This window comes from Pseudomonas marginalis, from assembly GCF_900105325.1.
Classification (GTDB): Bacteria; Pseudomonadota; Gammaproteobacteria; order Pseudomonadales; family Pseudomonadaceae; genus Aquipseudomonas; species Aquipseudomonas marginalis.
In genome coordinates this window covers 1,025,511-1,050,803 of the sequence record NZ_FNSU01000003.1, presented here as the reverse complement: position 1 = coordinate 1,050,803, position 25,293 = coordinate 1,025,511, and the positions used below count along the sequence as shown (strand labels likewise).

At 61.5% G+C, this 25,293-nt stretch carries 23 protein-coding genes and 1 pseudogene; 10 read left to right on the top strand and 14 right to left on the bottom strand.

Annotated elements, in window-relative coordinates:
* Positions 1–60: 60 nt before the first annotated feature.
* The 11 genes from BLW22_RS13880 to arnC all read right to left on the bottom strand — a co-directional run bounded on the left by BLW22_RS13880 (position 61) and on the right by arnC (position 12,728).
* Positions 61–1,212 carry an acyl-CoA dehydrogenase family protein gene (locus BLW22_RS13880; protein WP_074846809.1) on the bottom strand — a complete coding sequence of 384 codons (1,152 nt, stop codon included), beginning with the start codon at positions 1,210–1,212 and terminating at the stop codon, positions 61–63.
* Positions 1,213–1,215: 3 nt separating this feature from the next.
* Positions 1,216–2,319 (bottom strand): enoyl-CoA hydratase/isomerase family protein, encoded by a 1,104-nt coding sequence (locus BLW22_RS13875; protein ID WP_065927525.1) that lies wholly within the window; start codon positions 2,317–2,319, stop codon positions 1,216–1,218.
* 141 nt (positions 2,320–2,460) lie between these two features.
* Positions 2,461–3,171 carry an HPP family protein gene (locus BLW22_RS13870; protein ID WP_065927526.1) on the bottom strand — a complete coding sequence of 237 codons (711 nt, stop codon included), beginning with the start codon at positions 3,169–3,171 and terminating at the stop codon, positions 2,461–2,463.
* A 239-nt stretch (positions 3,172–3,410) separates the two neighbouring features.
* On the bottom strand, positions 3,411–5,033 hold the full coding sequence (locus BLW22_RS13865) for an ArnT family glycosyltransferase (RefSeq protein ID WP_074846808.1): 1,623 nt from the start codon (positions 5,031–5,033) through the stop codon (positions 3,411–3,413).
* A 3-nt stretch (positions 5,034–5,036) separates the two neighbouring features.
* Positions 5,037–6,416 carry a UDP-glucose dehydrogenase family protein gene (locus BLW22_RS13860; protein ID WP_065946990.1) on the bottom strand — a complete coding sequence of 460 codons (1,380 nt, stop codon included), beginning with the start codon at positions 6,414–6,416 and terminating at the stop codon, positions 5,037–5,039.
* The gene (gene arnF, locus BLW22_RS13855; RefSeq protein ID WP_065927529.1) at positions 6,413–6,826 is read right to left on the bottom strand and encodes a 4-amino-4-deoxy-L-arabinose-phosphoundecaprenol flippase subunit ArnF; all 414 of its coding nucleotides are present in this window, start codon (positions 6,824–6,826) and stop codon (positions 6,413–6,415) included. Before arnF ends, BLW22_RS13860 begins: the two co-directional genes overlap by 4 nt.
* Positions 6,823–7,170: a 4-amino-4-deoxy-L-arabinose-phosphoundecaprenol flippase subunit ArnE gene (gene arnE, locus BLW22_RS13850; RefSeq protein WP_065927530.1), complete on the bottom strand. Its 348-nt coding sequence runs from the start codon at positions 7,168–7,170 to the stop codon at positions 6,823–6,825. Before arnE ends, arnF begins: the two co-directional genes overlap by 4 nt.
* Positions 7,167–8,822: a lipid IV(A) 4-amino-4-deoxy-L-arabinosyltransferase gene (gene arnT, locus BLW22_RS13845; RefSeq protein WP_074846807.1), complete on the bottom strand. Its 1,656-nt coding sequence runs from the start codon at positions 8,820–8,822 to the stop codon at positions 7,167–7,169. The genes arnE and arnT overlap by 4 nt, the downstream gene beginning before the upstream one ends.
* On the bottom strand, positions 8,819–9,703 hold the full coding sequence (gene arnD / locus BLW22_RS13840; RefSeq protein ID WP_065946993.1) for a 4-deoxy-4-formamido-L-arabinose-phosphoundecaprenol deformylase: 885 nt from the start codon (positions 9,701–9,703) through the stop codon (positions 8,819–8,821). The genes arnT and arnD overlap by 4 nt, the downstream gene beginning before the upstream one ends.
* Complete coding sequence (arnA, locus tag BLW22_RS13835; RefSeq protein ID WP_074846806.1) at positions 9,703–11,694, bottom strand: bifunctional UDP-4-amino-4-deoxy-L-arabinose formyltransferase/UDP-glucuronic acid oxidase ArnA; 1,992 nt, start codon at positions 11,692–11,694, stop codon at positions 9,703–9,705. The genes arnD and arnA overlap by 1 nt, the downstream gene beginning before the upstream one ends.
* Positions 11,691–12,728, bottom strand: a complete 1,038-nt coding sequence (arnC, locus tag BLW22_RS13830; protein ID WP_065927534.1) for an undecaprenyl-phosphate 4-deoxy-4-formamido-L-arabinose transferase — start codon at positions 12,726–12,728, stop codon at positions 11,691–11,693. The genes arnA and arnC overlap by 4 nt, the downstream gene beginning before the upstream one ends.
* A 400-nt stretch (positions 12,729–13,128) precedes the next feature.
* On the opposite strand from arnC, the gene BLW22_RS13825 reads away from it, so the two are divergent.
* On the top strand, positions 13,129–13,941 hold the full coding sequence (locus tag BLW22_RS13825) for a M949_RS01915 family surface polysaccharide biosynthesis protein (protein ID WP_065946995.1): 813 nt from the start codon (positions 13,129–13,131) through the stop codon (positions 13,939–13,941).
* Positions 13,942–14,049: 108 nt separating this feature from the next.
* Positions 14,050–14,964 (top strand): site-specific integrase, encoded by a 915-nt coding sequence (locus BLW22_RS13820; RefSeq protein WP_027605855.1) that lies wholly within the window; start codon positions 14,050–14,052, stop codon positions 14,962–14,964.
* A gap of 157 nt (positions 14,965–15,121) precedes the next feature.
* On the opposite strand, the gene BLW22_RS13815 is transcribed toward BLW22_RS13820, so the two are convergent.
* Both BLW22_RS13815 and BLW22_RS13810 read right to left on the bottom strand, forming a co-directional pair.
* Complete coding sequence (locus BLW22_RS13815) at positions 15,122–15,979, bottom strand: glucose 1-dehydrogenase (protein ID WP_074846805.1); 858 nt, start codon at positions 15,977–15,979, stop codon at positions 15,122–15,124.
* 100 nt (positions 15,980–16,079) lie between these two features.
* Positions 16,080–17,288 carry a multidrug effflux MFS transporter gene (locus BLW22_RS13810; RefSeq protein WP_074846804.1) on the bottom strand — a complete coding sequence of 403 codons (1,209 nt, stop codon included), beginning with the start codon at positions 17,286–17,288 and terminating at the stop codon, positions 16,080–16,082.
* 136 nt (positions 17,289–17,424) lie between these two features.
* Between BLW22_RS13810 and BLW22_RS35990 the strand changes: the two are divergent.
* From BLW22_RS35990 to BLW22_RS13790, 5 genes and pseudogenes are all read left to right on the top strand, one after another.
* Positions 17,425–18,180: pseudogene (locus BLW22_RS35990) on the top strand (MCP four helix bundle domain-containing protein); the annotation flags it as partial.
* A complete protein-coding gene (locus BLW22_RS35985) occupies positions 18,175–19,038 on the top strand; it encodes a methyl-accepting chemotaxis protein (protein ID WP_371263379.1) in 864 nt (287 codons plus the stop codon). The pseudogene BLW22_RS35990 and the gene BLW22_RS35985, both read left to right, overlap by 6 nt.
* A gap of 199 nt (positions 19,039–19,237) precedes the next feature.
* Positions 19,238–20,158 carry a ribokinase gene (rbsK, locus tag BLW22_RS13800; protein WP_074846802.1) on the top strand — a complete coding sequence of 307 codons (921 nt, stop codon included), beginning with the start codon at positions 19,238–19,240 and terminating at the stop codon, positions 20,156–20,158.
* Positions 20,159–20,184: 26 nt separating this feature from the next.
* The gene (fucP, locus tag BLW22_RS13795; protein WP_074846801.1) at positions 20,185–21,516 is read left to right on the top strand and encodes an L-fucose:H+ symporter permease; all 1,332 of its coding nucleotides are present in this window, start codon (positions 20,185–20,187) and stop codon (positions 21,514–21,516) included.
* Entirely contained in the window at positions 21,513–22,559 is a 1,047-nt protein-coding gene (locus tag BLW22_RS13790; protein WP_074846800.1) for an aldose 1-epimerase family protein, read from the top strand. Before fucP ends, BLW22_RS13790 begins: the two co-directional genes overlap by 4 nt.
* Here BLW22_RS13790 and deoR read toward each other — a convergent pair.
* Positions 22,556–23,314: a DNA-binding transcriptional repressor DeoR gene (gene deoR, locus BLW22_RS13785; RefSeq protein ID WP_065927542.1), complete on the bottom strand. Its 759-nt coding sequence runs from the start codon at positions 23,312–23,314 to the stop codon at positions 22,556–22,558. The genes BLW22_RS13790 and deoR overlap by 4 nt on opposite strands.
* Positions 23,315–23,442: 128 nt before the next feature.
* On the opposite strand from deoR, the gene deoC reads away from it, so the two are divergent.
* The 3 genes from deoC to BLW22_RS13770 all read left to right on the top strand — a co-directional run bounded on the left by deoC (position 23,443) and on the right by BLW22_RS13770 (position 25,286).
* On the top strand, positions 23,443–24,126 hold the full coding sequence (gene deoC, locus BLW22_RS13780; RefSeq protein WP_074846799.1) for a deoxyribose-phosphate aldolase: 684 nt from the start codon (positions 23,443–23,445) through the stop codon (positions 24,124–24,126).
* A gap of 189 nt (positions 24,127–24,315) precedes the next feature.
* On the top strand, positions 24,316–24,675 hold the full coding sequence (locus tag BLW22_RS13775; RefSeq protein ID WP_074846798.1) for a response regulator: 360 nt from the start codon (positions 24,316–24,318) through the stop codon (positions 24,673–24,675).
* Entirely contained in the window at positions 24,675–25,286 is a 612-nt protein-coding gene (locus BLW22_RS13770; protein WP_074846797.1) for a chemotaxis protein CheC, read from the top strand. The genes BLW22_RS13775 and BLW22_RS13770 overlap by 1 nt, the downstream gene beginning before the upstream one ends.
* The last annotated feature ends 7 nt before the right edge of the window (positions 25,287–25,293 follow it).

The following is a 25,293-nucleotide window of genomic DNA, read 5'->3' as shown; positions in this document are numbered from 1 at the left end:
GCCAATGCGCTTTTACTTGAAGCTTGCAGCTTAAGACTTGCAGCTTAAGACTTGCAGCTCCTACAGCTGGTAGTTTTTGAGTTCCCGGGCAATCACCATCCGCTGTATCTCGCTGGTCCCTTCGTAAATCTGCGTGATCCGCGCGTCCCGGTAGTAACGCTCCACCGGGTAATCCTCCAAATATCCATAGCCGCCATGAATCTGCATTGCGCTGGAACAGACCTTCTCGGCCATTTCCGAGGCGAACAGCTTGGCCTGGGACGCTTCCGAGAGGCACGGCTTGCCGGCGCTGCGCAGGCGCGCCGCGTGCAGGATCAGTAAACGGGCAGCGTTCAGGCGGGTTTGCATGTCTGCCAGCAGGTTGGCCACGCTTTGGTGTTCGATGATCGCCTTGTCGAATTGCACCCGGTCGCGGGCATAGGTCAGCGCCGCCTCGAAGGCCGCACGGGCGATGCCCAGGGCTTGGGCGGCAATGCCGATGCGGCCGCCTTCGAGGTTGGACAGGGCGATGGCCAGGCCTTTGCCGCGCTCGCCGAGCAGGTTGGCCTCGGGCACGCTGCAGTGGTTGAGGGTCACGGCGCAGGTGTCCGAGGCACGAATACCCATCTTGTGTTCGGTACGGTCGACCACAAACCCCGGGGTGTCGGTGGGTACCAGGAACGCGGAAATGCCCTTCTTGCCCAGGTCCGGGTCGGTCACGGCAAATACAATCGCCAGCTTGGCGCGCTTGCCGTTGCTGACGAACTGCTTGGCGCCATTGATCACCCACTGGCCATCGCGCAATTCGGCGCGGGTGCGCAGGTTGTGGGCCTCGGAGCCGGCCTGGGGTTCGGTCAGGCAGAAGCAACCAATCGCCTGGCCACTGGCGAGTTCGGCCAGCCAGGTATGTTTCTGGGCATCGGTGCCGTAGTTGAGGATTGGCCCGCAACCCACTGAATTATGGATACTCATCAGTGCGCCGGTGGCGCCATCGCCGGCCGAGATCTCCTCCACGGCCAGGGCATACGCCACGTAGTCGACATAGGTGCCGCCCCATTCTTCCGGCACTACCATGCCCAACAGGCCCAGTTCACCCATCTTCGCCACCAGGGCGTCGTCGATCCAGCCGGCTTTTTCCCAGGCTTGGGCATGGGGAGCGATTTCACCACGGGCGAAGTCGCGCGCCATGTCACGGATCATTACCTGTTCTTCAGTGTATTCAATGTCTTGCATGGCTTATTTCGCAACCTGCTCGAAGTGATGGAAGAAGCTGTCGACGTGGCTTTTGTTCAGTCCATGGAGCGTCGGCGGGTTCCAGCGAGGGTTCTTGTCCTTGTCGATGATCAGCGCGCGGACCCCTTCGATCAGGTCGCCGCGTTCGAACCATTGGCGGTCAAGGTGCAGCTCCAGGGCAAAGCACTGCTCCAACGGCAGGCGCCGGCCGCGTCGCAGCATTTCCAGGGTCACGGCCATGGCCAGGGGCGAGCGGGTTTGCATCAGGTGGACGGTGTTCAGTGCCCACTCATGGCTGTCGGCGACAGTGACCTCCTGAAGTTGCTCGACGATGCTCGGAATGTCCGGCAGGCCGAAGAAGTGGTCGATCGCGGGGCGCAATGCGGCCAGCGGCGGGTCGGGCAGGCGCTGCACCGCCAGCTTGGCCAGCACGCCTTGCAGGTCTTTGAGCGGCGATTCATGCCATTGCAGGCTGTCGAGTTTCTGGTCGAGGCTGGCCAGCTTGGCGCTGTCCAGGTACCAGTTGGCCAACCCGCAATACAGGGCGTCTGCCGCGCGAACCTGCACGCCGGTCACGCCGAGGTAAATGCCCAGCTCGCCGGGAATGCGCGGCAGGAAGTAGCTGCCACCGACGTCCGGGAAGTAACCGATCGCCACCTCCGGCATCGCCAGGCGGCTGCGCTCGGTGACGACGCGCAAATCAGCACCCTGCACCAGGCCCATGCCGCCGCCCAGGACAAACCCGTCCATCAGGGCCAGTACGGGTTTGCGGTAATGGTGGATGGCCAGGTCCAGCGCGTATTCCTCGACGAAGAAGTCTTCGTGCAGGGTGTCGCCGCGTTTGAAACTGTCATACAGGGAGCGGATATCGCCGCCGGCACAAAATGCCTTTTCGCCCGCACCGCGCAGGACTACGGCATGCACCTGCGGGTCGTCTGACCAGGCGTGCAGCTGTTGCGCCAGGCTGCGGACCATGTCCAGGGTGATGGCATTCAAGCCAGCGGGGCGATTGAGGGTGAGGTGACCGATATGGTTGCGTACTTCGGCCAGTACGTCGTCCTGACGCCTCTCGGCGCTGCTTGCTTCGCTTGAAACCTGAGCAGTCATCTGTAACTCCCTGCTTTTATTGTTCTTTATCAAGATGGTCGTGCGCAAATACTCCCGTGATCGTACCAGTGCAAATTTGCACAGTACAACCCGAAATCATGCAGGTCGTTTTTGCATTTATGCAGGGTGGCGGGCGCGGGTTCAGGTCACGCGGGTTGCCAGTACTTCACCGATGCTGCGGCGCCGAGCGTGGGTTTCTGCAGCATGGATCAATTGCTCCAGCTCCGTCGGGGCCACGTCGTAGAATTGCTCCATGTCCGCCAGCGCCAGCTTCAAGTCGGCGGCCGTGATAGCGGGGTCGCGGGCGGCCCTGGGGTCAGGCAGGACAGTCGTCGACGTCTCGACAGCACCCTTGGGGTAGCGCGTTCGCGTCGCATTATTGTAGGCCAATGCACAGGCCAGCAAGGCGCCGGCGCCGAGTAATACGGCCCCCAATTCGTGCCAGCCCAGGGCGGCGGAGGCAGGGTCGGCCAGGACCAGGCTCATGGCCAGCCCACCGGCAGGCGGGTGCAGGCACCGCAACCAGCACATCAGCACCACGGCCATGCCGGCCGCCAGGCAGGCACCGCCCAGGGTGCGCCCAAGGACGCGGGCCACCAGCAATGCCACGACACCGGCGCACAGGTAGCTGCCGATGATCGACCAGGGTTGTGCCAGCGCACCGGATGAGACCGCAAACAACAACACCGCCGAAGCCCCCAGCGGGCCGAGCAGGTGCAGGGCCACCTCCATGCCGAAGACCTGGGCACAGAGCCACACACTGAAGAATGTACCCAAGGCCATGCCAATCGCGGCACGGCTCCATTCGGTGGGGCGGGTGTTGATAGCAGCGGGAAACCAGCGAGAGCGCATTGAAAGGAAATCCATAAACGGCGGGCAAAAAAAAGGCTTGTCTGGTTGCCCGGAAAAGCCCTTTGAAAGTTCCTGCATTTGGGGGAGGAACCCGCGCAGTGTGCCGCGCCCGGCAGGGCAGCGCCAATGCATATTAATGAGGGTTAAATACAAAAATAATGAGTTTATCAAGGCGTGGCGGAGCGGTAGATAGCTACCGCATGTGGCCATCGAGTTTACAGTTGGGGTTCAGACGCAACTCAAGGTTGGGCAGGTTTAGCCAGGTGCAGCAGCACATAGGGGGTTCGGTCGAACTCACCGCTCAACGTAGGCGTGATAGAGGCAAAGCGCGGGTCTTCGAGCCCTTCGAAATCCGCCTGGCTCATCACCAGCCACGCCGGCCCTTGCAGCGGTGCCAGGTCAGAAGCTTGTTGGGTAAACAACGGCACCTGGTCGCAGTCGAGGTTGACCATGTATTTGATCGCCTTGGCGTCTTTGCCCAAGCCGTGCAATACCACGGGGGCGCGCTGTTGCTTGACCTGCTCATGCACTTGCAGGGTAAAGGTGCGGGTGTCGTAGACGCTGCGTTCGAGCGGTTCGACCATGGCAATATAGGTTGCCCAAACCGCAAGCACGGCGGCAAGCGCCGGACCCAGCGGCCGTAGGCGAGCCCTGAACAACGCCAGCAATGCCAAGGCTTGCAACACGCCGAGAACGGCGAACACCGGCCCCAGCTGGCTCAACTGCTGCGGATAGCGTGGCCGCGCGAATACCAGCCCGACGATCAGCAGGCCTGGCAGCAGTGTCCATAGACCCAGCATCAGCCCGCGTAGCCATGCAAACAGCCGCCCCTCAGCGACCTGGAACGGGTACGCCGCAATGATCGCTGCCATCGGCAACATCGGCAGCACATAGCGAGCCTTCTTTGCCTGGGGAATCGACAGCCCCAACATCACCAGCAAGCCTGCGGCGGCGCAGTACAGCACCAGTTGCAACGCCGGCGTCGGCACGCGGCGCCCACCGACCGCAAGCGCCAGCAGCACCAGCAGCGCCACGGGATAGGCGAGGGCGTAGTTGCCCAGCGAGCTGGTGAAGTAATACAACGCGCCACTGGAGCCTTCACTGCCGTCCATGCGCCCCAGGAACTGCATGCGGATCACATCCTGCATGAAGCTCTCGCCGCCACTGAGCTTGGCCATCAGCAACAGCAGGCCGACACAGGCCGCCAGCAGCGCCAGGGCCAGCAGGCCAAAACTGAACAGTTGGCGCCATTGCCGGTTGATCAGGTAGTAGCTGCACAGCACACCCGTGGGAATGACCAGCCCGATCGGCCCGCGAATCGCAAAGCCGAGGATCAGCAGCAGGTACAGCCAGTACAGGCGTCTGCCCGCACCGAAATGATCATGGGCATAACCGAGGTAGAACACCGCCAGGGCGATGGCGGCGAGCATCTGGTCGAGGGATACCGCACGGGTTTCACTGATGAAGGTACTGCTCAGCAACAACAGCGCGATGCTCAGCAGCCCCCAACGCTGGGAGTAGGGCGCCGTCAGGCGATACAGCAGGATGACGATCACTGCCGAGGCAATCGACGTGGGCAGCCAGGCCGTGAGGCTGGTGACCTGGCCCAGGGGCAGGGACAACAGCCAGGTCATCAGCGTCGAGGTGGCCAGGTAATCGGCATACGGCTGTCCGTAGGTGGTGGGGAAAAAACCTGGCCCATGGCGCAGCATCTCCTGGGCAAACACCACGAAGCGTGAGTCGAAACCGATAATCGCCTGGTGCCAGCTGCCGGCGATGAACAACAGCAGCGCCAGCAATCCCAAGGCGAGGGATTGGCGACGAATCGTTGGGCTGAGCAGGGACGGTTGAGCTTTGTTCACGAATCAGGCTTCCACGACCTGCGGCACCCACTGTTGTTGGGGGATCGGCAACTGGCAGGAATCGCCACGACCGATCGGGTAATACTGGAAGCCTTTGCGCGCCAGGCGCTCACCGTCATACAGGTTGCGGCCGTCGAAGATCACCGGGGTTTTCAGGCGCTGGTGGATCAGCTCGAAGTCCGGCGCCTTGAACTGCTGCCATTCGGTGCAGACGATCAGCGCATCGGCGCCGAGCAACGTGGATTCCGGCGTGCCCATCAGCATCAGCCGCTCCTCGTCAGCGTAGATGCGCTGGGTTTCCTGCATGGCTTCCGGGTCGAACGCCCGCACATTGGCGCCGGCGGCCCACAGGGCTTCCATCAGCACGCGGCTGGGTGCATCGCGCATGTCGTCGGTGTTGGGCTTGAACGCCAGGCCCCACAGGGCAAAGGTCTTGCCGCGCAGGTTGCCCTGGAAGAACGCATTGATACGTTCGAACAGCTTGCTCTTCTGGCGCTGGTTGATGGCTTCCACGGCTTCCAGCAGGTCGCTGGAGCAGTTGGCCTGCTTGGCGCTGTGGATCAAGGCACGCATGTCCTTGGGGAAGCACGAGCCGCCGTAGCCGCAGCCGGGGTAGATAAAGTGGTAGCCGATGCGCGAGTCGGCGCCGATGCCCAGGCGCACGGCTTCGATATCGGCGCCCAGGTGTTCGGCCAGCTCGGCGATCTGGTTGATAAAGCTGATCTTGGTCGCCAGCATGCAGTTGGCGGCGTATTTGGTCAGTTCGGCACTGCGCAGGTCCATGAAAATGATGCGGTCATGGTTGCGGTTGAACGGCGCGTACAGGTCGCGCATCACGTCGCGCACTTCTTCGCGCTCGCAGCCGATGATGATGCGGTCCGGGCGGCGGCAGTCGGAAACGGCCGAGCCCTCCTTGAGGAATTCCGGGTTGGAGACGATATCGAACTCCAGGTGCCGGCCGGCCAGGTGCAGGGCTTTTTCGATATGGGCGCGCAGGGTGTCCCCGGTGCCCACCGGGACGGTGGATTTCTCCACCAGGATCACCGGGTCGATGCGGTGGCGGGCTACCGCGTCGCCCACCGACAGCACGTACTTGAGGTCCGCCGAGCCGTCTTCATCCGACGGTGTACCCACCGCGATAAACAGCACTTCGCCGTGTTCGACGGCAAGCTTTTCGTCGAAGGTGAAATGCAGTCGCCCGCTCTCCAGGTTTTCCTTGACCATGGCCGCCAGCCCCGGCTCGAAGATGCTCACATGGCCTTGCTGCAGGAGCTTGACCTTGTTCTGATCGACGTCCATGCAGATGACATCGTGACCGACTTCGGCCAACACAGTGGCCTGCACCAGACCGACGTAACCACTACCAAATACACTGATTTTCATGGGGCATTCCTGGCGCTTGCAGCGCTAGCACGGCGAGAGTTAATAACCAGCACACCAAGGATGACAAGCGCCACCCCCAGGGTTTTCGAGAGGGAAAAATGTTCGTTGAACACCGGCAGGCTGGCGGCCAGCAGGTACACCAGCGCATAGCTGATGCTCAGCAGCGAATAGGCGCGGCCCAGGGGCAGGTGCTTGAGGGCGCCGAGCCAGCAGAGCATCGACAGCGCGTAGGCCAGGATCGCCAGGCTTACTACGCCCAACGCGGTGAAGTCGATGGCGTTGCTGTTGAACGCGGTCAGCCATTCGGTGGGCAAGGGCAGGCGCGTCATGCTCCAGCGCATGCCCAACTGGGCGGCGCTGACCAGGCCAACGCTGCCCAGGGCCAGGGCAAACCCACGCACGCGGCTCATACCTGGCGCCCCAGCAGCACCACACCGGCAATCACCAGCACCACACCCAGCCAATGCCGTGTGTCGATGGGTTCGTTGAATACACAGCGCGCCACCAGGGTGACCAGGACAAAATTGAGGCTGAGCATCGGGTAGGCGATGCCGACTTCCAGACGCTGCAACACCAGCAACCACACCAGCAAACCAAAACCCAGGCACAGCAGGGCCGACCACAACCATGGTGAGCGCAGTTTCAGCGCCCAACCGTCGGGCTGGCCGCGCCAGCCTTCCACGGCGAATTTCTGCGAGACCTGGCCCATGCATGTCAGCAGGCAGGCCGCCAATAACAGGAGCAGTGTGATCATGGCGCAACCTGCGGGAACACCAGGATCACGATATTGCCTTGCTCGTAGCGCTTGCCGTCCTTGGGCAGCAAGTCCACTTCGGCGAGTTCGTCGTCACCCTTGACGCGCATCACCACACCGACCGCGCCGTGTTTTCGCGCGTCGCTCATCCATTGCTGGACCTGTGTGGTGTCGACCTTGTGATGGGCCGCATCGTCGAAGGCCAAGCCATATTTCACTTCGCCGACGGTGTTATAGAGGGTCACGTCCGGGCGCTTGACGCGCCATGCCAGGGCGGAGGCCGCGCCGAGGTCGTTGCTCAGCAACGCGCTGGTCTGGCTCAACTCCTGGAGGTGATCGATGATGAACTGGTCCGGGGTCTTGTTATAAACCACCGAATGGGGCAATGCGGCCGGGACCAGCGCCACCAGCAACCAGCTGCCGATCGCCGGCGCCGCCCACAAGCGCAGCGGGCGCGACGCTTGCAGCAGGTTGGCGACGATCCAGCCGAACAGGAACATAAACACCAGCACCAGGCTGAGGGTTTCACTGCCGTGCTCATACACCGGTTTTTTCAGTTGGACCCACGTCAGCGCGAGCAAGGCCAGCACGCCGATGACCAGGTTCAGCCAGCCGTTGATGCGCAACACACGGCCACGGGCCCGGGCCAGTTTGTCGGCCAGGGTATGGCCCATCAACAACGCCAGCGGCAACAGGCACGGCATGATGTAGGAGGGCAACTTGCCCTTGGCCAGGCTGAAAAACGCCAGCGGCATCAGCAGCCACAGCAACAGGAAGGCGGTTTTCGCCGCGCGTTTTTCCTGCCACGCCTGTTTCAGGGTCGACGGCAATAGCGCCACCCACGGCAGGCAGAAGGCAATCAGCAGTGGCAGGTAATACCAGAACGGTTCCGCATGCTGGGCATCGTCGCCGGCAAAGCGCTGGATATGCTCGTGCCAAAAGAAGAAGTTCCAGTAGTCCGGCTCCTGCAGGTGCACGGCCAGTGCCCACGGCAGGCTCACCACAATGGCCACGACCACGGCGACCAGGCCGTAGCCGAGCAGTTCGCGAAAGCGCTTCTGCCAGATCGCGTAGGGCAGGGTGATCAATACCGGCAACAGCCACGCCAGGAAGCCCTTGGTCATAAAGCCCATGCCACAGGCAAAACCGAGCAGCGCCCAGGATCCCAGGCGGCCGTTGCGGGTGGTGCTGTCGAAGCAGAACCACAGGGCAACGCCGGTCAGGTTGACCCAGAACGTGAACTGCGGATCAAGGTTGGCATAGCCGCCCAGTGCCGCCACGCTGACAAAACTCATGTACAGCACGGTGCTGACCAGGCTCTTTTGCGGGTCATTCCACAGCCGGCGCGACACCAGGTACACCAGCAGGATGCTCAAGCCGGTGCTCAGCGCCGAGGCGAAGCGCACGCCAAACAGGTTCTGCCCGAAGATCGCCTGGCCCAGCGCGATCATCCAGTAACCGGCAGCCGGTTTTTCGAAATAGCGGATCCCCATGAAGTGCGGCGAGGCCCACTTGCCGGTCAGCAGCATTTCCTGGCTGATCTGTGCATAGCGGGTTTCATCCGGAATCCACAGGCCGTGGGTGGTCAGCGGCAACAGGTAAAACACACCGAACGCCAGCAGGAGCAGGGGCAAGGCCCAACGCCGGATCATGCCTGCTGCACTCCGAGCCACCCCTCGCGGCCGCTCAAGGCGCCGCGCACCAGGTGTTGCCGGGGCAGGGTGGTCAGGTCCGCAGGCAACAAGTCGCCCAGCGGTTTGAAGTCGATGCCGCGCTGCCCTGCCTGGGCGAGCAACTGGCGAAAATCGTTGGCCATCAGAATCCCTTCTACTTCTGCGTGGATCGTGTAGACGTTGAGCTTCGACTCGGCAAACCGGTCAAGAATGAAGCCGTTGAAGTCCTTGGCGGCCACCACCGGCCCGACGACTTCGTCGAAGGTCGGCAGGTCCACCGGAATTTGTGGCGTGCCCGCGCTGCCATCGGCCAATGTCGGCCGAAACAGGCTGGTACCCCGGCAATCGCTGTTGTAGCGGAAGTTGAAACCTTGCTTGGCCTGCACCACACGCTCGTCGGCACGCCAACCCGCGGCCGCCGAACAGTCGATGGGTTCGCCGAGGATGTCGCTCAAGGTCTCCACGCCGCGTCGAATCTGCTCGACCAGCTGTGCATCGCTCCAACGCCCGGTGTTGGCCTGCCAGCCGTGGTGATCCCAGGCGTGCAGGCCGACTTCATGCCCCGCCGCCTTGGCCTGGCGCATCAAGTGCCCCAGGTCACGGCCGATCGGCTTGCCTGGCCAGGCGGTGCCGGCCAGCAGGATGTCCCAGCCGTACAGGCCGGCCGCGTTGGAACGCAGCATCTTCCACAGGAACTGCGGGCGGATCAGGCGCCACAAGTGGCGCCCCATGTTGTCCGGCCCGACACTGAAGAAGAACGTCGCCTTGACCCCGGCCTCATCCAGGGATTCGAGCAACCGTGGCACGCCTTCACGGGTGCCGCGGTAGGTATCGACGTCGATGCGCAAGCCTGCCTTCATTACTTTTTGTCCGCGATTTCGAGCATGGCTTCACGCAGGAAGAAGTCCAGCGTGTTGCCGATGGTTTCGCTCATCTCCACGGTCGGCTCCCAGTTCAGCAGGCGCTTGGCGTTTTCGATGCTTGGCTTGCGGTGCGCCACGTCCTGGTAACCGGTGCCGTAGAACGCCTTGCTCTCGACGTCGCGGAAACCAGCAAACGGCGGGAAGTTACCGCGCAACGGGTGCGCCTCGAACTGACGCAGCAGCTCTTCGCCCAACTGGCGGATGCTGGCTTCGTTTTCCGGGTTGCCGATGTTGATGATCTGGCCGTTGCAGGCATCGTCGTCGTTATCGATGATGCGCGCCAGGGCTTCGATACCGTCGGCGATGTCGGTGAAGCAACGCTTCTGCTCGCCACCGTCGAACAGGCGGATCGGCGTACCTTCCACCAGGTTCAGGATCAGCTGGGTGATCGCCCGGGAGCTGCCGATACGCGCCGAATCCAGGCGGTCCAGGCGCGGGCCCATCCAGTTGAACGGACGGAACAGGGTGAAATTCAGGCCCTTGGCGCCGTAGGCCCAGATCACGCGGTCCAGCAGTTGCTTGGAGACCGAGTAGATCCAGCGCTGCTTGTTGACCGGGCCGACCACCAGGTTGGAGGTGTCTTCGTCGAAATACTGGTCCTGGCACATGCCATAGACTTCGGAGGTCGACGGGAAGATCACGCGCTTGTTGTACTTGACGCAGTAGCGCACCAGCTTGAGGTTTTCTTCGAAGTCCAGCTCGAACACGCGCAGCGGGTTGCGGGTGTATTCGATCGGTGTGGCGATGGCCACCAGTGGCAGGACCACGTCGCACTTCTTGATGTGGTACTCGATCCACTCGGTGTGGATGCTGATGTCGCCTTCGACGTAATGGAAGTTCGGGTGGCTGCGCAGGCGCTCGATGGCGTCAGAGCCGATGTCCAGGCCGTAGACTTCATAACGGTCGTCACGCAGCAGGCGCTCGGACAGGTGGTTACCGATAAAGCCGTTCACACCGAGGATCAGCACGCGGGTCCGGCGCGGCTTGCGGCCGGACTCGGCACCGCGCAGCACGGAGCCGTCGACCAGGCCCAGTTCGTTGGCCAGTGATGGGCCGGCCAGGTACAGGCCGTTGTCGTTGCGCTGGCCGAACTTGACCACCAGAGAGTCTTCGCCGCAGGCGATGCGCAGCGGGTTGACGCTGATCACACGGCCCGGTGCCAGACCTTCATTGCCCTTGACCACTTCGGCTTGCCAGACGATGAGCTTGTGCTCGCCGACGGCGCAGAAGGCGCCCGGGTACGGTTGAGTCACCGCACGCACGAGGTTGAACAGCTCTTCAGCGGGTTTTTTCCACTCCAGCTTGCCGTCGGCTGCCGTACGGCGACCAAAGTAGGTGGCCTGGCTTTCGTCCTGGGCCGTTTCCGTCAGCTTGCCCGCAGCCAGTTGCGGCAGGGCGTCGCGCAGCAGGCTGGTGGCCGCATCACGCAGCTTGGCGTGCAGGGTCAGGCCGGTGTCGGTGCGCTCGATCACGACTTTTTGCTGGGCCAGGATCGCCCCGGCATCGGCGCGCTTGACCATGCGGTGCAGGGTCACGCCGGTTTCGGTTTCGCCGTTGACCAGCACCCAGTTGGCCGGTGCGCGGCCACGGTATTTAGGCAGCAGCGAGCCGTGCAGGTTGAACGCACCTTTGCTGGCGGTGGCCAGCAGCGGCTCGCTCAGCAGGTTGCGGTAGTAAAAGGAGAAGATGTATTCCGGGTTCAGCTTGGCAATACGCTCGATCCACAGCGGGTGGTTGGCGTCTTCCGGCGCATGTACCGGGATGCCGTTGCGCGCGCAGAGTTGGGCGACGGAAGCGTAGAAATTGTTTTCCTTGGGGTCGTCGGCATGGGTGAACACGGCGGCAATGTCGTAGCCGGCAGTCAGCAGGGCTTCAATGCCCGCACAGCCAATATCGTGGTAAGCGAAGACAACGGCTTTTGAATTCATGACGAAACCTGATCGGAAGGAAAAGTAGTGGTGGAATGGGAAGACACCAGGCCGTCGACGACGACCACGGGTGCCGGTGCTGCCGGTTGGTTGCGCAGCACTTTTTCAATAAAGAAGCGGGGGCGCGCACGCACGTCGCTGTACATGCGCCCCAGGTATTCGCCCAGCAGGCCCATGCCGATGAACTGGCCGCCGGTGAACACGAACAGCACCGCGAACAGTACGAACATGCCATCGCCGGCCCATTGGGCACCGAAGGCCAGGCGCAGGATGATCAGCGCGAAGGCGAACAGCACGCCCAGGCCCGCGAGGCTGAAGCCGACGATGGACAGCAGGCGCAGCGGGGTGGTGGTCATGCAGGTCAGCAGGTCGAACATCAGGCTGATCAGGCGCATGGCGCTGTATTTGGATTCGCCGTGTTCACGCTCGGCGTGGTGCACCAGGATCTCGGTGGTGTGACGGGCAAAGCCGTTGGCCAGGATCGGGATGAAGGTGCTGCGCTCGCGGCAGGCGAGCATGGCGTCGACGATGGTGCGCCGGTAAGCGCGCAGCATGCAGCCGTAGTCGCTCATGGCCACGCCGGTGGAACGTTGCACGGCGAGGTTGATCAGGCGCGAAGGCCAGCGGCGAAAGGCCGAGTCCTGGCGGTTGTTGCGCACCGTGGCGACCACGTCGTAGCCCAAGGCGGCCTGTTCCACCAGGCGCGGGATTTCTTCGGGAGGGTTCTGCAGGTCGGCATCGAGGGTAATCACCACTTCGCCCCGGCACTGCTCGAAACCGGCCATGATCGCCGCATGCTGCCCGTAGTTGCGATTGAGGATCACCGCCACCACGTTGCTGCCGTCTTGCGCGGCGGCGTCTTCGAGCAATTGGGCGGAGTTGTCGCGGCTACCGTCATCCACCAGGATGATTTCGTATTCGTAGGCCAGTTGCTTGCAGGCGGCGGTGGTGCGACGCAGCAGTTCAGGCAGGCTTTCTTGTTCGTTGTAGACCGGGATAACGATCGACACGCAATGAATAGGGTAGGGTTTCAAAGATTCATGACCTCGGGGCTAGAGCAACTTGGAGCGTAAAAACAGCAGTGATCATTGGGCAAACGTAGGGCTCGCAGGTAAAAAACGGCGCAAAAGTTGAAGTTTAATCAACAGGTTAGCTGGTGTTGTGGGACTCGCTCTGAAGTTTCACGTTCAAGATTAAGCGCAAAAATGTGCAACAGATATGAAAGGCAGATGAAAAACTCGTTTATTTGACAGGTAGACAGCTAGGGTTCAGCTACGCAACTAAGGTATGGCAGGGTAAGGCCCGCAGGCTGAATAGGCGTTGTCTGCAGGTGAGGCGCTTTAATCCGCCAGCCCTTGGTCTTAATTGAAGAATCTTCTCTGCAATGCGCTTCAAGTGCCGGTAAAGTAAGCCATCTCTTGCCAGGGTACTCGGATGAATAGCGTGCAGCGTATAAGCGGCCAATGGCGGCCCGTTTTGATCGGATTGTTGATGACGGCGGCCTGCGTCAGCGCCGTACGGGCAGATGATGGTGTGGCGCTCACCGCGCTCGCCCAAGTGCCTGAGGGTGTTGAAGTGCGCGGCAGGCAGGTCGCCGCCTATACCTGGGACGACCGCCAGGGCAAGAACCTGCTGGTGCTCTCCGAGCAGGTCAGCGAACGCGAGGATGACGGTACCCAGTCGGCGTTTGTCTATGCGGCCCAATACCTGATCGACGGTGACCGTCCCAAGCGCATGTGGATGCTCTACGACGACGTGCAGCATTGCCAATTCGATGCGGCGCTGCGCTTCGACATGGCCGCGACCAAGGTCACCGACCTCACCGGCGATGGCGTCACCCAGGCCACCGTGGGCTATTCGCGCTCCTGCACCAGCGATGTCAGCCCCAACGAATTCAAGCTGATCATGCATGTCGGCAAGTCGCAGAAGTACCGCCTGCGCGGGGTCGACCGGGTCGGCGCAGCCTGGTGGGATGAAGAGGCCGGGGCCCTGCGTGGCATGCCGCTGCCCAAGGATTGTAGCGTGGCCGGGCAGCAGGCGCTGGTCAGCCAGTACAAGGAGCAGGGCACGGAGTTGCCGTTGCCGGGTTGCTATGGCGATGAGAAGGACTTTGCCAAGGCGCCGGACGCTTACCTGACCTTTATGCGTCAGCACTGGTTCGCACTGATGCAGAAGCAGGATGCCGAATGGAGTCAGGCCCAGACCCAGCCCCAGGCGCCCACCGAGGATGAAGACACGGCACCGTGATTTTGTGCCAGGGCTTTTCCTGGGTTAGACTCGGTCTTCGCCAATTCACTAAATACCTCGATTAAACAATGAGTTGTTCGAGGTATTTAATCCAAAGGCTGATCTACCTTGACCGAGTCTATCCGTAACCCGTTGACCCTCTACCTCACCCGCCTGGCCCCCTCCAGCCAACTGACCATGCGCTACGTGCTGCAGGACGCCGCCGACCGCCTGGGCTTCGAAGACATCAACCTCGAAGACATCGACTGGCACCTGCTGCAACCCGAACATGTCATCGCCCTGGTCGCAGCGTTGCGTGAAGACGGCTACGCGCCGAATACCTCATCCCTGTACGTGAATGCCGTGCGCGGGGTGATGAATGAAGCCTGGCGCATGAGCCTGATCAGCCAGGAACATCTCCTGAAAATGCGTACGGTCAAGGCCACGCCCGGCACGCGCCTGGGCCAGGGCCGCAATCTGCGGCGCACGTTGATACGGGAAATGATGGAAGTCTGCGCCGCCGACCCTCGCCCCCAAGGCCTGCGTGATGCAGCGGTCATCGGCATCCTGTATGGCTCGGGCATGCGCAAGTCCGAGTCGGTCAACCTCGACCTGGCGCAGATCAACTTCGATGAACGCAGCTTGCGGGTAATCGGCAAGGGCAACAAGGAGCTGGTCAAGTATGCACCGGACTGGGCTTTCGCCAAGTTGCAGGCCTGGTTGGCGTTCAGGCGCGAACAGCTCAAGGAAGGCGAGCAGGACGACAGCTTCCTGTTCAACCGCATACGAAGGGGCAGCCATATCACCCGCGAACGTATCACCAAGCACGCGATTTACTACATCGCGCGCCAACGGGGTGAGCAGGTCGGGGTGAAGATCATGCCCCACGATTTTCGCCGCTCGTTCATCACGCGGGTGATCGAGGAGCATGACCTGTCGATTGCACAAAAGCTGGCGCATCACACCAATATCCAGACCACCGCCAGTTATGACGTGCGTGACGACAACGAGCGGCGGCGGGCGGTGGACCGGTTCGATTTATAGGCGATCAGCGCGATATTACTAGGCCCTGTAGGAGCGAGCTTGCTCGCGAAGAGCTCACAGGCACCGCATTTATCCAGAATGCACGCGTTACCGTTGACGTTTTTCGCGAGCAAGCTCGCTCCTACAAAAGGCAAGTACGCTTAATTGATCGGTGGGTTTAGAGAATGGGTTTGCCACCGGTGACCGCATAACGCGAACCCGAGATGTAGCTGGCCTCGTCCGATGCCAGCAGCACATAAATCGGCGACACTTCCACCGGTTGGCCGGGGCGGCCCAGTGGGGTTTCGCTGCCGAAGTTCTGCACGTCTTCATCAGTCATGGTCGCCACGATCAACGGCGTCCAGATCGGGCCGGGCGCGACGCTGTTGACGCGGATGCCCTTGCTGCCGAGTAATTGCGCCAAGCCGCCGGTGAAGTTGGCGATTGCGCCCTTGGTGGCGGCATAAGCCAGCAGGGTCGGCTTAGGCATGTCGGAGTTGACCGAGCTGGTGTTGATGATCGAACTGCCGGCTTTCATATGGGGCAGGGCAGCCTTGCAGATGCGAAACATCGCAGTGATGTTGATATCGAAGGTCTTGACCCATTCCTCATCCTCGATCTCTTCGAGCGTCTCGTGGGTCATCTGGAACGCAGCGTTATTCACCAGCACGTCGATGCGCCCAAACTGTTCTACGGTCTTGTCGACCAGCGCCTGGCAGGTGGCTTTTTGCGCGATATCGCCGGGCAGCAAAAGGCACTGGCGGCCTGCTTCCTCAACCCAGCGCGCGGTTTCCTTGGCGTCTTCGTGTTCGTCCAGGTAGGCGATGGCGACGTCAGCGCCTTCACGGGCAAAGGCGATGGCCACCGCACGGCCGATGCCGCTGTCGGCACCGGTGATCAAGGCGATTTTGTTGGCCAACCGGCCGGAGCCCTTGTAACTCTGTTCCCCGCAGTCCGGGTACGGGTCCATTTTGCGCTGGGTACCGGGCACGTTTTGCGCTTGAGGGGCGAAGGGCGGGCGAGGGTAGTCAGTCATTTCCAATCTCCATAGGTTTCGAGCGGTGCTATGGGATTAGTAGTTTCATGGCCGGCGATAGTTGTAATGGATGCCGGCCAGGCCCGACGAGCGGTATCGCTCAGCCGTGGGGTGGGGCGCTCGCCAGGTGCACCGGCAGGCGGCGCAAGGTCCACAGCGTGGTGAGCATCGCCGCGAGCGCACACAGCGCGATACCGATGAGCATCGGCGCCGGTGTGTGGTCGGCAAACACTCCGACCAGGGTCATGGACACGGCAGCGGTGATCATCTGGATCGCGCCCAACAGGGCGGAGGCAGATCCCGCCACAGCACCATGATCTTCCAGGGATAACACGCCCGCCGCCGGCAACAACAGGCCGAGGAAACCGAAGCCGATAAACAGCAACGCCATCATCAAGGCCAGGCTGTCGACCCACAGCGTGGTCGCGGCCAGCAGCACCATCACGGCGGCTACGGCGACCACCGACCAACGAATCAGTGGCGCCAGGCCGAAGCGCGCGCTCAAGCGTGCAGTGAGTTGGCTCATGGCAAAAAACGACGCGGCGTTCAGGGCGAAACACAGGCTGAACTGGGTAGGCGTGAGGCCGAAGTATTCGATATACACGAAGGGCGCACTGCCGATAAACACGAAGAACGTCGCCAGCCCGAACCCGCACACCACCGACAAACCGATGAAGACCGGGTCACGCAGCAGTGCGCCGTAGCTGCTGAACGCCGTGCCCAAGGTCTTGCCCAGCCGGCGCTCGGCGGGATGGGTTTCGGGCAGCTGCACAATTGTCATCACCAGGCACAGCACGGCCACCACCGCGAGCACGGCGAACACTTCGCGCCAACTCCACAACGAAATCACCAGGCTGCCGGCCAGCGGCGCGAGAATCGGCGACACACTCATCACCAGCATCAGCAAGGCCATCAACCGCGCGGCTTCATGGCCGGTGTACAGGTCACGCACGATCGCCCGGGGAATGACCATCCCGGCACAGGCGCCGAAGGCCTGCACGGCACGAAAGCCGATCAGCACTTCAATGGTGGGCGCCAGCGCGCAGCCGACGCTGCCCACCGCAAAGATCAGCAGACCGGCGTAAATCGGCGGCTTGCGCCCGAACACATCGCTGATCGGGCCGTAGAACAGCTGGCACACCCCAATGACCATGAAGAACACCGTGAGGCTCATCTGTACCGCCGCCGGCGAGGCGTGCAGGCTGGCGCCCAGGGTAGGCAGGGCGGGCAGGTAGATGTCGATGGCGAACGGGCCGACGGCGGTGATCAACCCCAGCAGTAACGCAAGGTGGGCAATACTTCGGGACATGGGCGGTTTCCGGCAGCGCAAAAGCCGATCAGCTTAAGGGATCCGCGCAGATCCGCAAACTTAGGCTTCACTAACAGGGATTGATGCCGATAACGGTAAGAACGTTGCTTCGACGGTTGGGTATGGGGATGTCAGCATGACGATCAAATTACGCTTGATGCTGTTGATTGCGACCGGGTTGCTCACGGCTCTGGTCATGAGCCTGGCCGGCTACCTGGGGAATGTTCGGATGAGCGAAGCCGTACAGGATAGCGAGGTGAGCATGACGGTCCTGCGCAACCATATGGAAGCCGACATGATGCACGACGCACTGCGTGCCGACGTGCTGTCTGCCATGCTCGTGGGGTTGGGCAAAAGCACCAGCAGCAAGGACGAGGTCAACACCTCGTTGAAGGAACACGCCGAGCATTTCCGTCAGGTACTGGGGGACAACCTCAAGTTGCCGCTGGATGCCACGATCAAGACCGGCCTGGAAAAAATCAGACCCAGCCTGGACACCTATATCAGTGCCGGCGAGCGCATCGTCGCGCTGGCACTGGAGAATCCTGAGGCCGCTCGCGGGGAACTGGACACCTTCAACAAGGCGTTTTCCCAGCTGGAAGATCAAATGGCCGCATTGAGCGAGCTGATCGAAAGTCATACCCAGCAGACCAGCGCCAGTACGCGGCAGACCATCAGCCACGCCAATTTGACCTTGGGCGCGGTACTGATCGCGAGCCTGCTGTTGCTCCTGGCTCAGGGCCGCTGGGTCATCTTGAGCATCATGGGGCCACTGCAGACCGCCAGCCGCATTGCTGCGAGTATCGCTCGTGGCAACTTGAGCGAGCCGATCGTCGAACCCAAGCGCAAGGACGAAGCCAGCTCATTGATCCGCAACCTCGCCATCATGCAGCGAGATCTACGCGGCATGATCGAGGTGGTGCGCAGCAATGCCCACGGCGTCAATGGCATGAGCGAACGCTTGAGCCAGGGCTGCCATGACGTCGCCGGCAGCAGCCAGCAGCAAAGTGCGGCCGCCAGCACCATGGCGGCCGCGGCCAGTGAAATGACCGCCAGTATCGAGGAAATCACCCGGCATGCCGGACGCGCCCTGGACATGGCCAACCAGGCCGAAGCCCTGGCCAAGGACGGCGGCCGGGTGATCCATCAGGTGGTGAAGGATATGGATGGCATTGCCCGCTCAGCGCAGCAATCGGCCCAGGTCATTCGTACGCTGGACAAGGAGTCCGAGGCGATCTTCAGCATTATCCAAGTGATCAAGGGCATCGCGGACCAAACCAACCTGTTGGCCCTTAACGCCGCGATTGAAGCCGCCCGCGCCGGCGAACAGGGACGCGGCTTTGCGGTGGTCGCCGATGAAGTGCGCAGCCTGGCGGGCCGCACCAGCGCCTCGACCCAGGAAATTGCCAGCATGGTCGGGCGTATCCAGCAGAACACCCGGGAAGCGGTGACCAGCATGGAGGAGGGCGTCACCCAAGTGGATAAAGGCATGGCGGTGACTGCCGAGGTGGAGCGAGCGATCCGCGATATTCTGCAAGCCACCCTGAATACCACCGAGTTGGTGAACGACATCTCGCGCACCATCGGTGAACAGAGTTTGGCCAGCAACGAAATCTCCCACCAGGTGGAGATGATTGCGGGGATGTCGGAAAACAACAGCCGCATCATCGGCGAAACCGCCTCGACCACCGATGAACTGGCCGGGTTGGCCGGCAAGTTGTCGCAATCCGTGGATCGCTTCAGCCTGTAACACCGCACAGACCTGATACACGCTTTATGGACCGGCCCCCTGTGGGTCGGTTTTTTTTGCCCGGTCCACCGGCCCACCCGCAGGGCTCGTTGACCGGGTACCGCAAAAAAAGATTGAATATTCACACCTAATGTTATTTAAATAACAAAACAAGAGCGCCACGACCTGCCTGGTCGTGGTGCAACAAGGTGGAATAGCAATGAGCAAGATCGCAGTCATCGGCAGCAATATGGTGGATTTGATCACCTACATCGACCGCATGCCGGCCCAGGGCGAAACCCTGGAAGCGCCTGGTTTTGCCCTCGGGTGTGACGGCAAGGGGGCGAACCAGGCGGTGGCGGCCGCCAAGCTTGGGGCGCAGGTGCTGATGTTGAGCAAGGTCGGCGACGACATGTTTGCCGACAACACCCTGGCCAACTTCCAACGTTTTGGTATCGACACCCGTCATGTGCAGCGGGTGCCTGGGGTTTCCAGCGGTGTCGCGCCGATTTTTGTGCGGGCCGACTCCCACAACAGCATTCTGATCGTCAAAGGCGCCAATGCGCATTTGTTGCCGGCGGACATCGACGCGGCGGCCGCCGACCTGCGCGAGTGCACCCTGATCGTGCTGCAGTTGGAGATCAATCTGGAGACGGTCTACTACGCCATCGAATTTGCGCACCGGCACGGCATCGCGGTGCTGCTCAACCCGGCACCGGCCCTGGCCGGCCTGAGCGGGGAGCACCTGGCACAGCTGGATTTCCTGATCCCCAACGAATCGGAACTGGCGTTGATCAGCGGCCAGGTCGTGGACTCGCCGGACGCCGCCCAGCGCGCCGCGCGCACGCTGGTGGCCAGCGGCATTCGCCACGTGATCGTCACCCTCGGTGAACACGGTGCGTTGTACGTGGGAGAGGAGGGCGAATTCCGGGTGCCGGGCCGAAAGGTCGTGGCACGGGACACCACGGGCGCCGGCGATGCCTTTATCGGTTGCTTCATCCAGCACTGGAGCCGCGACGGCGGTATCCGGCAGGCCATGGAACAGGCCGTGGCGTATTCCGCCTGCTCGGTCATGGCCCTGGGCACCCAGACGTCATACCCCGACAGCGAGGCGTTCGCTCGTTTCCAGCAACAGCCGTAACCCCCAAACCAGCCCGGAGAACAATAATGAACAAACCTGCGCTGCAACAGACACCCGATGGTTTCTACCTGAACCGCACGCCCTGGTTCGCCTTTATCCTGCTGTGCAGCATCTTTGCGCTGTGGGCGGCGGCGGCAAGCATGAATGACGTGCTGATCGCACACTTCAAGAAAGCGTTTTTGCTCAGTGATTTCCAGACCGCCTTTGTGCAGTCGGCGTTTTACCTGGGCTATTTTTTCGTGGCGATTCCGGCGGCAATGGTGGTGCGCCGCTTCAGCTACAAGAGCACGATCCTGATCGGGTTGCTGCTGTACATGTTCGGCTGCCTGCTGTTTTTCCCGGCGGCGTCGACGGCCAAGTACGGCATGTTCCTGCTGGCGCTGTTTGTGATTGCGGCCGGCCTGTCGTTCCTGGAAACCGCCTGCAACACCTACTCGACCCTGATGGGGCCACGGGAAACCGGGACGCGGCGCTTGAACATCTCGCAGACGTTCCACCCCTTCGGTGCGATGGCCGGGGTGTACGTCGGCAGCTTCGTGATGTTCAAGGACACCGACGCGACCACGGAACAACTGGCCCGGATGAGCGCCTCCGAGGCTGCCGTGCAGCAGTTGCAGATGATCCAGTCCACGCTGTTGCCCTACAAGTGGATGATCGCCGTGCTGGTGCTGATGTTTATCCTGGTCGCGATCACTCGGTTCCCTGCCTGCAAGGGCAATAAGCCGGCTGACAGCAGGCCTGGCAGCCTGCGCCACAGCCTGGGCCGGCTGTGGCGTAACCCGCGCTTTACCTTTGGCGTATTGGCGCAGTTTCTCTACGTGGGCGCCCAGGTCGGCGTGTGGAGTTTTACCATTCGCCTGGCGATGCAAATGGGCGGAATGAATGAACGCAGCGCCTCATGGTTTTTGCTGACCACCTTTGCCGCCTACTTTGTCGGCAAGATGATCGCCAACCTGTTGATGCGCCGCCTGCATCCGGCCAAGGTCCTGGCGATCTACGGTGTGCTGTGCATTGTGCTGCTGGCCTACACCATTCTGGTGCCGAATATTTCGGCGGTGTACGCAGCGGTCGGCGTGAGTATTTTCCTCGGCCCGTGCTGGCCGACCATTTACGGCCTGACCATCGATGGCCTGGGTGAAGACACCGGCGTCGGCGGTTCATTGCTGGTGATGAGCATCGTCGGCGGCGGGGTGATTCCGATCTTCCAGGGCCTGTTGTCCGATGCCAGCGGCGGCAATATGCAGCTGGCCTACAGCGTGCCGTTGCTGTGCTTTATCGTGATCGTGATGTACGCGGTCAAGTGCATGCGCCAACCCGGCACGTTACCGTCGAGCGCTGTTGCGGCGGTGGCCTCATGAATACGCGGATTGCGCTGTATCCAGCGGTGTTTGCCGAGCAGGAGAGAATCCTGTTGCAGTCCGAGGATTTCAAGGTCAGTGCCTGGATCTATCCGTCCGGCGTGCTGGCCGTGAGCCTGGAGAACAGTCGTGGACGCCTGGTGCTGCTGCCTTATCAAGGGCAGATGATCTGGTCGGCGGTGTTCGACGGCTGTGACCTGACCATGAGCAACCTGTTCGAGCAACCCCGGCCCAGCCCGACGGTCATCGATACCTACGGCTGCTTCATGTTTCACAGTGGCCTGCTGCGCAACGGTTGCCCGGCGCCGGATGACACCCACGCCTTGCACGGCGAAATGCCTTGCGCCCCGATGGACTCGGCCTGGCTGGAAATCGGCGAGGGCTTTGTGCGCCTGGGCGGTTGCTATCAATACGCCAAGGGCTTCGGCGATCGCTACCGGGCGTGCCCCAGCGTGACCCTGCGCGCCGATTCGGCGGTGTTCGATATTGACATGGACGTGACCAACCTGGCCGGCAAGCCTATGGAACTGATGTACATGGCCCATATGAACTATGCGTATGTGGCCGGCGCGCGGTTTGTCGAGCCGTTGGGCATGCAGCACCTGCGCCTGCGCACCAGCATTCCGGACCACGTCAAGCCGACGCCGGATTGGAGCGCCTACATGGCGCAACTGGCCGAGCAACCTACGCAATTGGTGTGTCTGGATAAGCCGGCGTTGTACGACCCTGAAATCGTGTTTTTCTTCGACGGCGTCGGCACAGACGCCACCGGCCTGGCCCACTTCCTGCTGGATCATCCCGATGGCGCGGCGTTCTACACCCGCTATCGCCCCGAACAATTCGCCCACGCCGCACGCTGGATCCTGCACGCGCCGGATCAGCAAGTGGCGGCGTTCGTGCTGCCATCGACGTGCGAACCCGAGGGCTATAACGCCGAGAAAGCCAAAGGCCACGTGCGTCTGCTGGCGGCGGGAGCCAGCGCTTCGTTCAGTGTCACCACCGGCTACCTGAGCGCGCAGGAACGCCAGCGCTTGCTGGGTTAAACCAGCAATTGCGCGCCGTGGGCCTGGATGGCGTCCTTGTAGCTGCGGGGGATTTTCTTGTCGCTGACCACGTACTGAAAGTCTTGCAGGGCAGCGAAGTGAGCGGTGCGCACCGTGTCGAACTTGCTGAAGTCGGCGAGCAACACACGTTGCTGGGCCTGGCGCATGACCTTTTGCTTGACCTCGACTTCATTGAAGTTGAAGCACGTCACGCCGAATGCCTGGCTGACGCCGGCGGCCGTCACGAAGGCCCAGGTCAGGCGCACGCTGTCGAGGATGCTGCTTTCGGCACTGTTTTCAAACACCTGGTTCTTGCGATGGAAGGTGCCGCCGCACAACACGATGTGGCAGTTGGGCTTGTTATGCAGCTTGAGCAGCACGTTCAACGAGCTGCACACCGCCGTGAACTCCAAGTCGTCGGGGATGAAGTCGATCACAAACGGCGAGGTGGTACCGCAGTCGAAAAACACCGTGTCACCGGGCTGGATCAGGCGCGCGGCGAGTTTGCCGATGCGGCGCTTTTCCTCGACGTGGCGGGTGTCCTGCTCGGCAACCCGGTAATCGCTGACCTCGCTGCCGACCCGGGTGATGTAGCCACCCAGCAGGCGCAGGTGATCACTGAAGTGGTTGAGATCGCGGCGCAGGGTCATCTCCGAAACCTCCAGCAGCGCCGCCATTTCCCTCAGGTGAATGGCGTTCTGGTCCTGCAAGGCTTGTTGGATAAGCTTGAGTCGCTCGGCTTTTCTACTGTCCACGAGTATTCCAAGGCTTGATTGTTTGTGTTAGATAAGTAACATTTAATGTTATTATTATAACGCATTAGTGTGGGTGCTGTGACAAGCGGCACACGACCATTCGAAACATACAGGCAAGGGCACGTTAAATGAACACTCTTCAACCCGCAGCATTGGCCAAGTACATCGATCACACCTTGCTGGCGCCCGACGCCTCCCGCGAGCAGATTCGCACTTTGTGCGAGGAAGCCCGGGAGCACGGTTTTTATTCGGTGTGCCTGAACTCAGGGCAGGTGCCTTACGCCGCTTCCTGCCTGGCCGACGACAGCGTGGTGATTTGTGCCGTGGTGGGCTTTCCCCTGGGCGCCGGCCTGAGTGACACCAAGGCCTTCGAAGCCGAACGGGCGATTGCCGCCGGGGCAGGGGAGATCGACATGGTGCTCAATATCGGCTGGTTGAAGGACGGTTTGCTGGACGCAGTGCGCGAAGACATTGCCTTGGTCCACAAGGCCTGCGGCGCCGTGCCGTTGAAGGTCATCCTGGAAACCTGCCTGCTGGACGACGAAGAGAAAGTCCAGGCCTGCGAAATCTGCCGGGACCTGGGTGTGGCGTTCGTCAAGACCTCCACGGGGTTCAGCCGAAGCGGTGCCACCGCCGAAGACGTGGCCCTGATGCGTAAAACCGTGGGCGCCGCGGTTGGGGTCAAGGCGTCCGGTGGTGTGCGCGATTATCCGACGGCACTGAAAATGATTGAAGCCGGGGCGACGCGCTTGGGCAGCAGTTCGGGGATTGCGATTGTCGGCGGGGCGATGACGGCGGCCAGTGGTTACTGAGTTTCGGGCCGGCGCCTGGCAGCCTGTAGGGAAATCCCTACAGGCTGCGCAAATCATTAGAGCACTATCCGGATTTCTTCATGGCTCTTTGCTATATGTCACGCTAGAGTGATTGGAAGATTCAATGAAGTCTTGATTTCTCCGGCCTCGGCCGAGGCCGCAGGACACTTCATACCTGTGGAGTGCACCATGAAAGTTCTAATCGCCGATGATTCATCCATGTCCCGCAAGATGGTCTTGCGTTCCCTGCCGGAATCACTGACCGAAGATGTTCGCCAGGCCTGTAATGGCGCCGAGGTGATGGAGGCCTACCACGCCGGGCAGGTCGATCTGCTTTTTCTCGACCTCACCATGCCTGTCATGGACGGCTTCCAGACCCTGGAGGCACTCAAGCGCGAAGACGCCAACGTGGTCGTCGTGGTGATCAGTGCAGACATCCAACCCCTGGCCAGGCAACGGGTATTCGACCTGGGCGCTGCTGCCTTTGTAGCCAAGCCGGTTACGGCTGAAGCTGTAGTCAATGCCTTGCACGTCATAGGAGTGCTTTGATGGAAACCTTGGCCGCACTCACCGAAGACCAACGTGATGCCCTGCAGGAACTGATGAACATCGCCATGGGACAGGCGGCCGAGCGACTGGCGCTGCTGACCGATACCATGGTGACGCTTTCGGTTCCCTTTATTCACCCGCTGATCCGGGAACAGAATCACCTGTTGATTCCGGAGCATCTGCGTCGGAGCTTCATGATCGTCACCCGCCAGTCTTTTCTGGGTGAGCTACGCGGCGAAGTGTTCGTGTGCTTTGGCTCCAAGGGGGCCGATGAACTGGCCGAACTGCTGGGCTACAAGGGCAGCGGCCTGGAGCAGCAGCACGAGTTGATGCTTGATGTCACCAACATCCTGACCGGCGCCTGCATCAGTGGCCTGGCACGGCAGGTGGCGACACAGGTGAGTTATGACGCACCGTCCATTCTCGTCCACACCGAACATGGGGCGAATGCACTGGATGAATTGAACCTGAATGAACACCTGGCGATGGTGCTGGAAATCCGTTTCGAGGTTCAGGCTCATCAGTTCTCCTGCGACTTGTTGATCTGCATCACTGAACGTACGGCAGGCGTTGTCGTTCGGGCCATCGATCGTTTGCTGGACGAACTTTGAAGGGATC

What these genes read in the sequence shown, in the direction of transcription:
- BLW22_RS13880 (WP_074846809.1), bottom strand. Translation starts at nt 1,212, where the DNA reads ATGCAAGACATTGAATACACTGAAGAACAGGTAATGATCCGTGACATG.
- BLW22_RS13875 (WP_065927525.1), bottom strand. Translation starts at nt 2,319, where the DNA reads ATGACTGCTCAGGTTTCAAGCGAAGCAAGCAGCGCCGAGAGGCGTCAG.
- BLW22_RS13870 (WP_065927526.1), bottom strand. Translation starts at nt 3,171, where the DNA reads ATGCGCTCTCGCTGGTTTCCCGCTGCTATCAACACCCGCCCCACCGAA.
- BLW22_RS13860 (WP_065946990.1), bottom strand. Translation starts at nt 6,416, where the DNA reads ATGAAAATCAGTGTATTTGGTAGTGGTTACGTCGGTCTGGTGCAGGCC.
- arnF (WP_065927529.1), bottom strand. Translation starts at nt 6,826, where the DNA reads ATGAGCCGCGTGCGTGGGTTTGCCCTGGCCCTGGGCAGCGTTGGCCTG.
- arnE (WP_065927530.1), bottom strand. Translation starts at nt 7,170, where the DNA reads ATGATCACACTGCTCCTGTTATTGGCGGCCTGCCTGCTGACATGCATG.
- arnT (WP_074846807.1), bottom strand. Translation starts at nt 8,822, where the DNA reads ATGATCCGGCGTTGGGCCTTGCCCCTGCTCCTGCTGGCGTTCGGTGTG.
- arnD (WP_065946993.1), bottom strand. Translation starts at nt 9,703, where the DNA reads ATGAAGGCAGGCTTGCGCATCGACGTCGATACCTACCGCGGCACCCGT.
- arnA (WP_074846806.1), bottom strand. Translation starts at nt 11,694, where the DNA reads ATGAATTCAAAAGCCGTTGTCTTCGCTTACCACGATATTGGCTGTGCG.
- BLW22_RS13825 (WP_065946995.1), top strand. Translation starts at nt 13,129, where the DNA reads ATGAATAGCGTGCAGCGTATAAGCGGCCAATGGCGGCCCGTTTTGATC.
- BLW22_RS13815 (WP_074846805.1), bottom strand. Translation starts at nt 15,979, where the DNA reads ATGACTGACTACCCTCGCCCGCCCTTCGCCCCTCAAGCGCAAAACGTG.
- BLW22_RS13810 (WP_074846804.1), bottom strand. Translation starts at nt 17,288, where the DNA reads ATGTCCCGAAGTATTGCCCACCTTGCGTTACTGCTGGGGTTGATCACC.
- BLW22_RS35985 (WP_371263379.1), top strand. Translation starts at nt 18,175, where the DNA reads ATGCAGCGAGATCTACGCGGCATGATCGAGGTGGTGCGCAGCAATGCC.
- rbsK (WP_074846802.1), top strand. Translation starts at nt 19,238, where the DNA reads ATGAGCAAGATCGCAGTCATCGGCAGCAATATGGTGGATTTGATCACC.
- fucP (WP_074846801.1), top strand. Translation starts at nt 20,185, where the DNA reads ATGAACAAACCTGCGCTGCAACAGACACCCGATGGTTTCTACCTGAAC.
- BLW22_RS13790 (WP_074846800.1), top strand. Translation starts at nt 21,513, where the DNA reads ATGAATACGCGGATTGCGCTGTATCCAGCGGTGTTTGCCGAGCAGGAG.
- deoC (WP_074846799.1), top strand. Translation starts at nt 23,443, where the DNA reads ATGAACACTCTTCAACCCGCAGCATTGGCCAAGTACATCGATCACACC.
- BLW22_RS13775 (WP_074846798.1), top strand. Translation starts at nt 24,316, where the DNA reads ATGAAAGTTCTAATCGCCGATGATTCATCCATGTCCCGCAAGATGGTC.
- BLW22_RS13770 (WP_074846797.1), top strand. Translation starts at nt 24,675, where the DNA reads ATGGAAACCTTGGCCGCACTCACCGAAGACCAACGTGATGCCCTGCAG.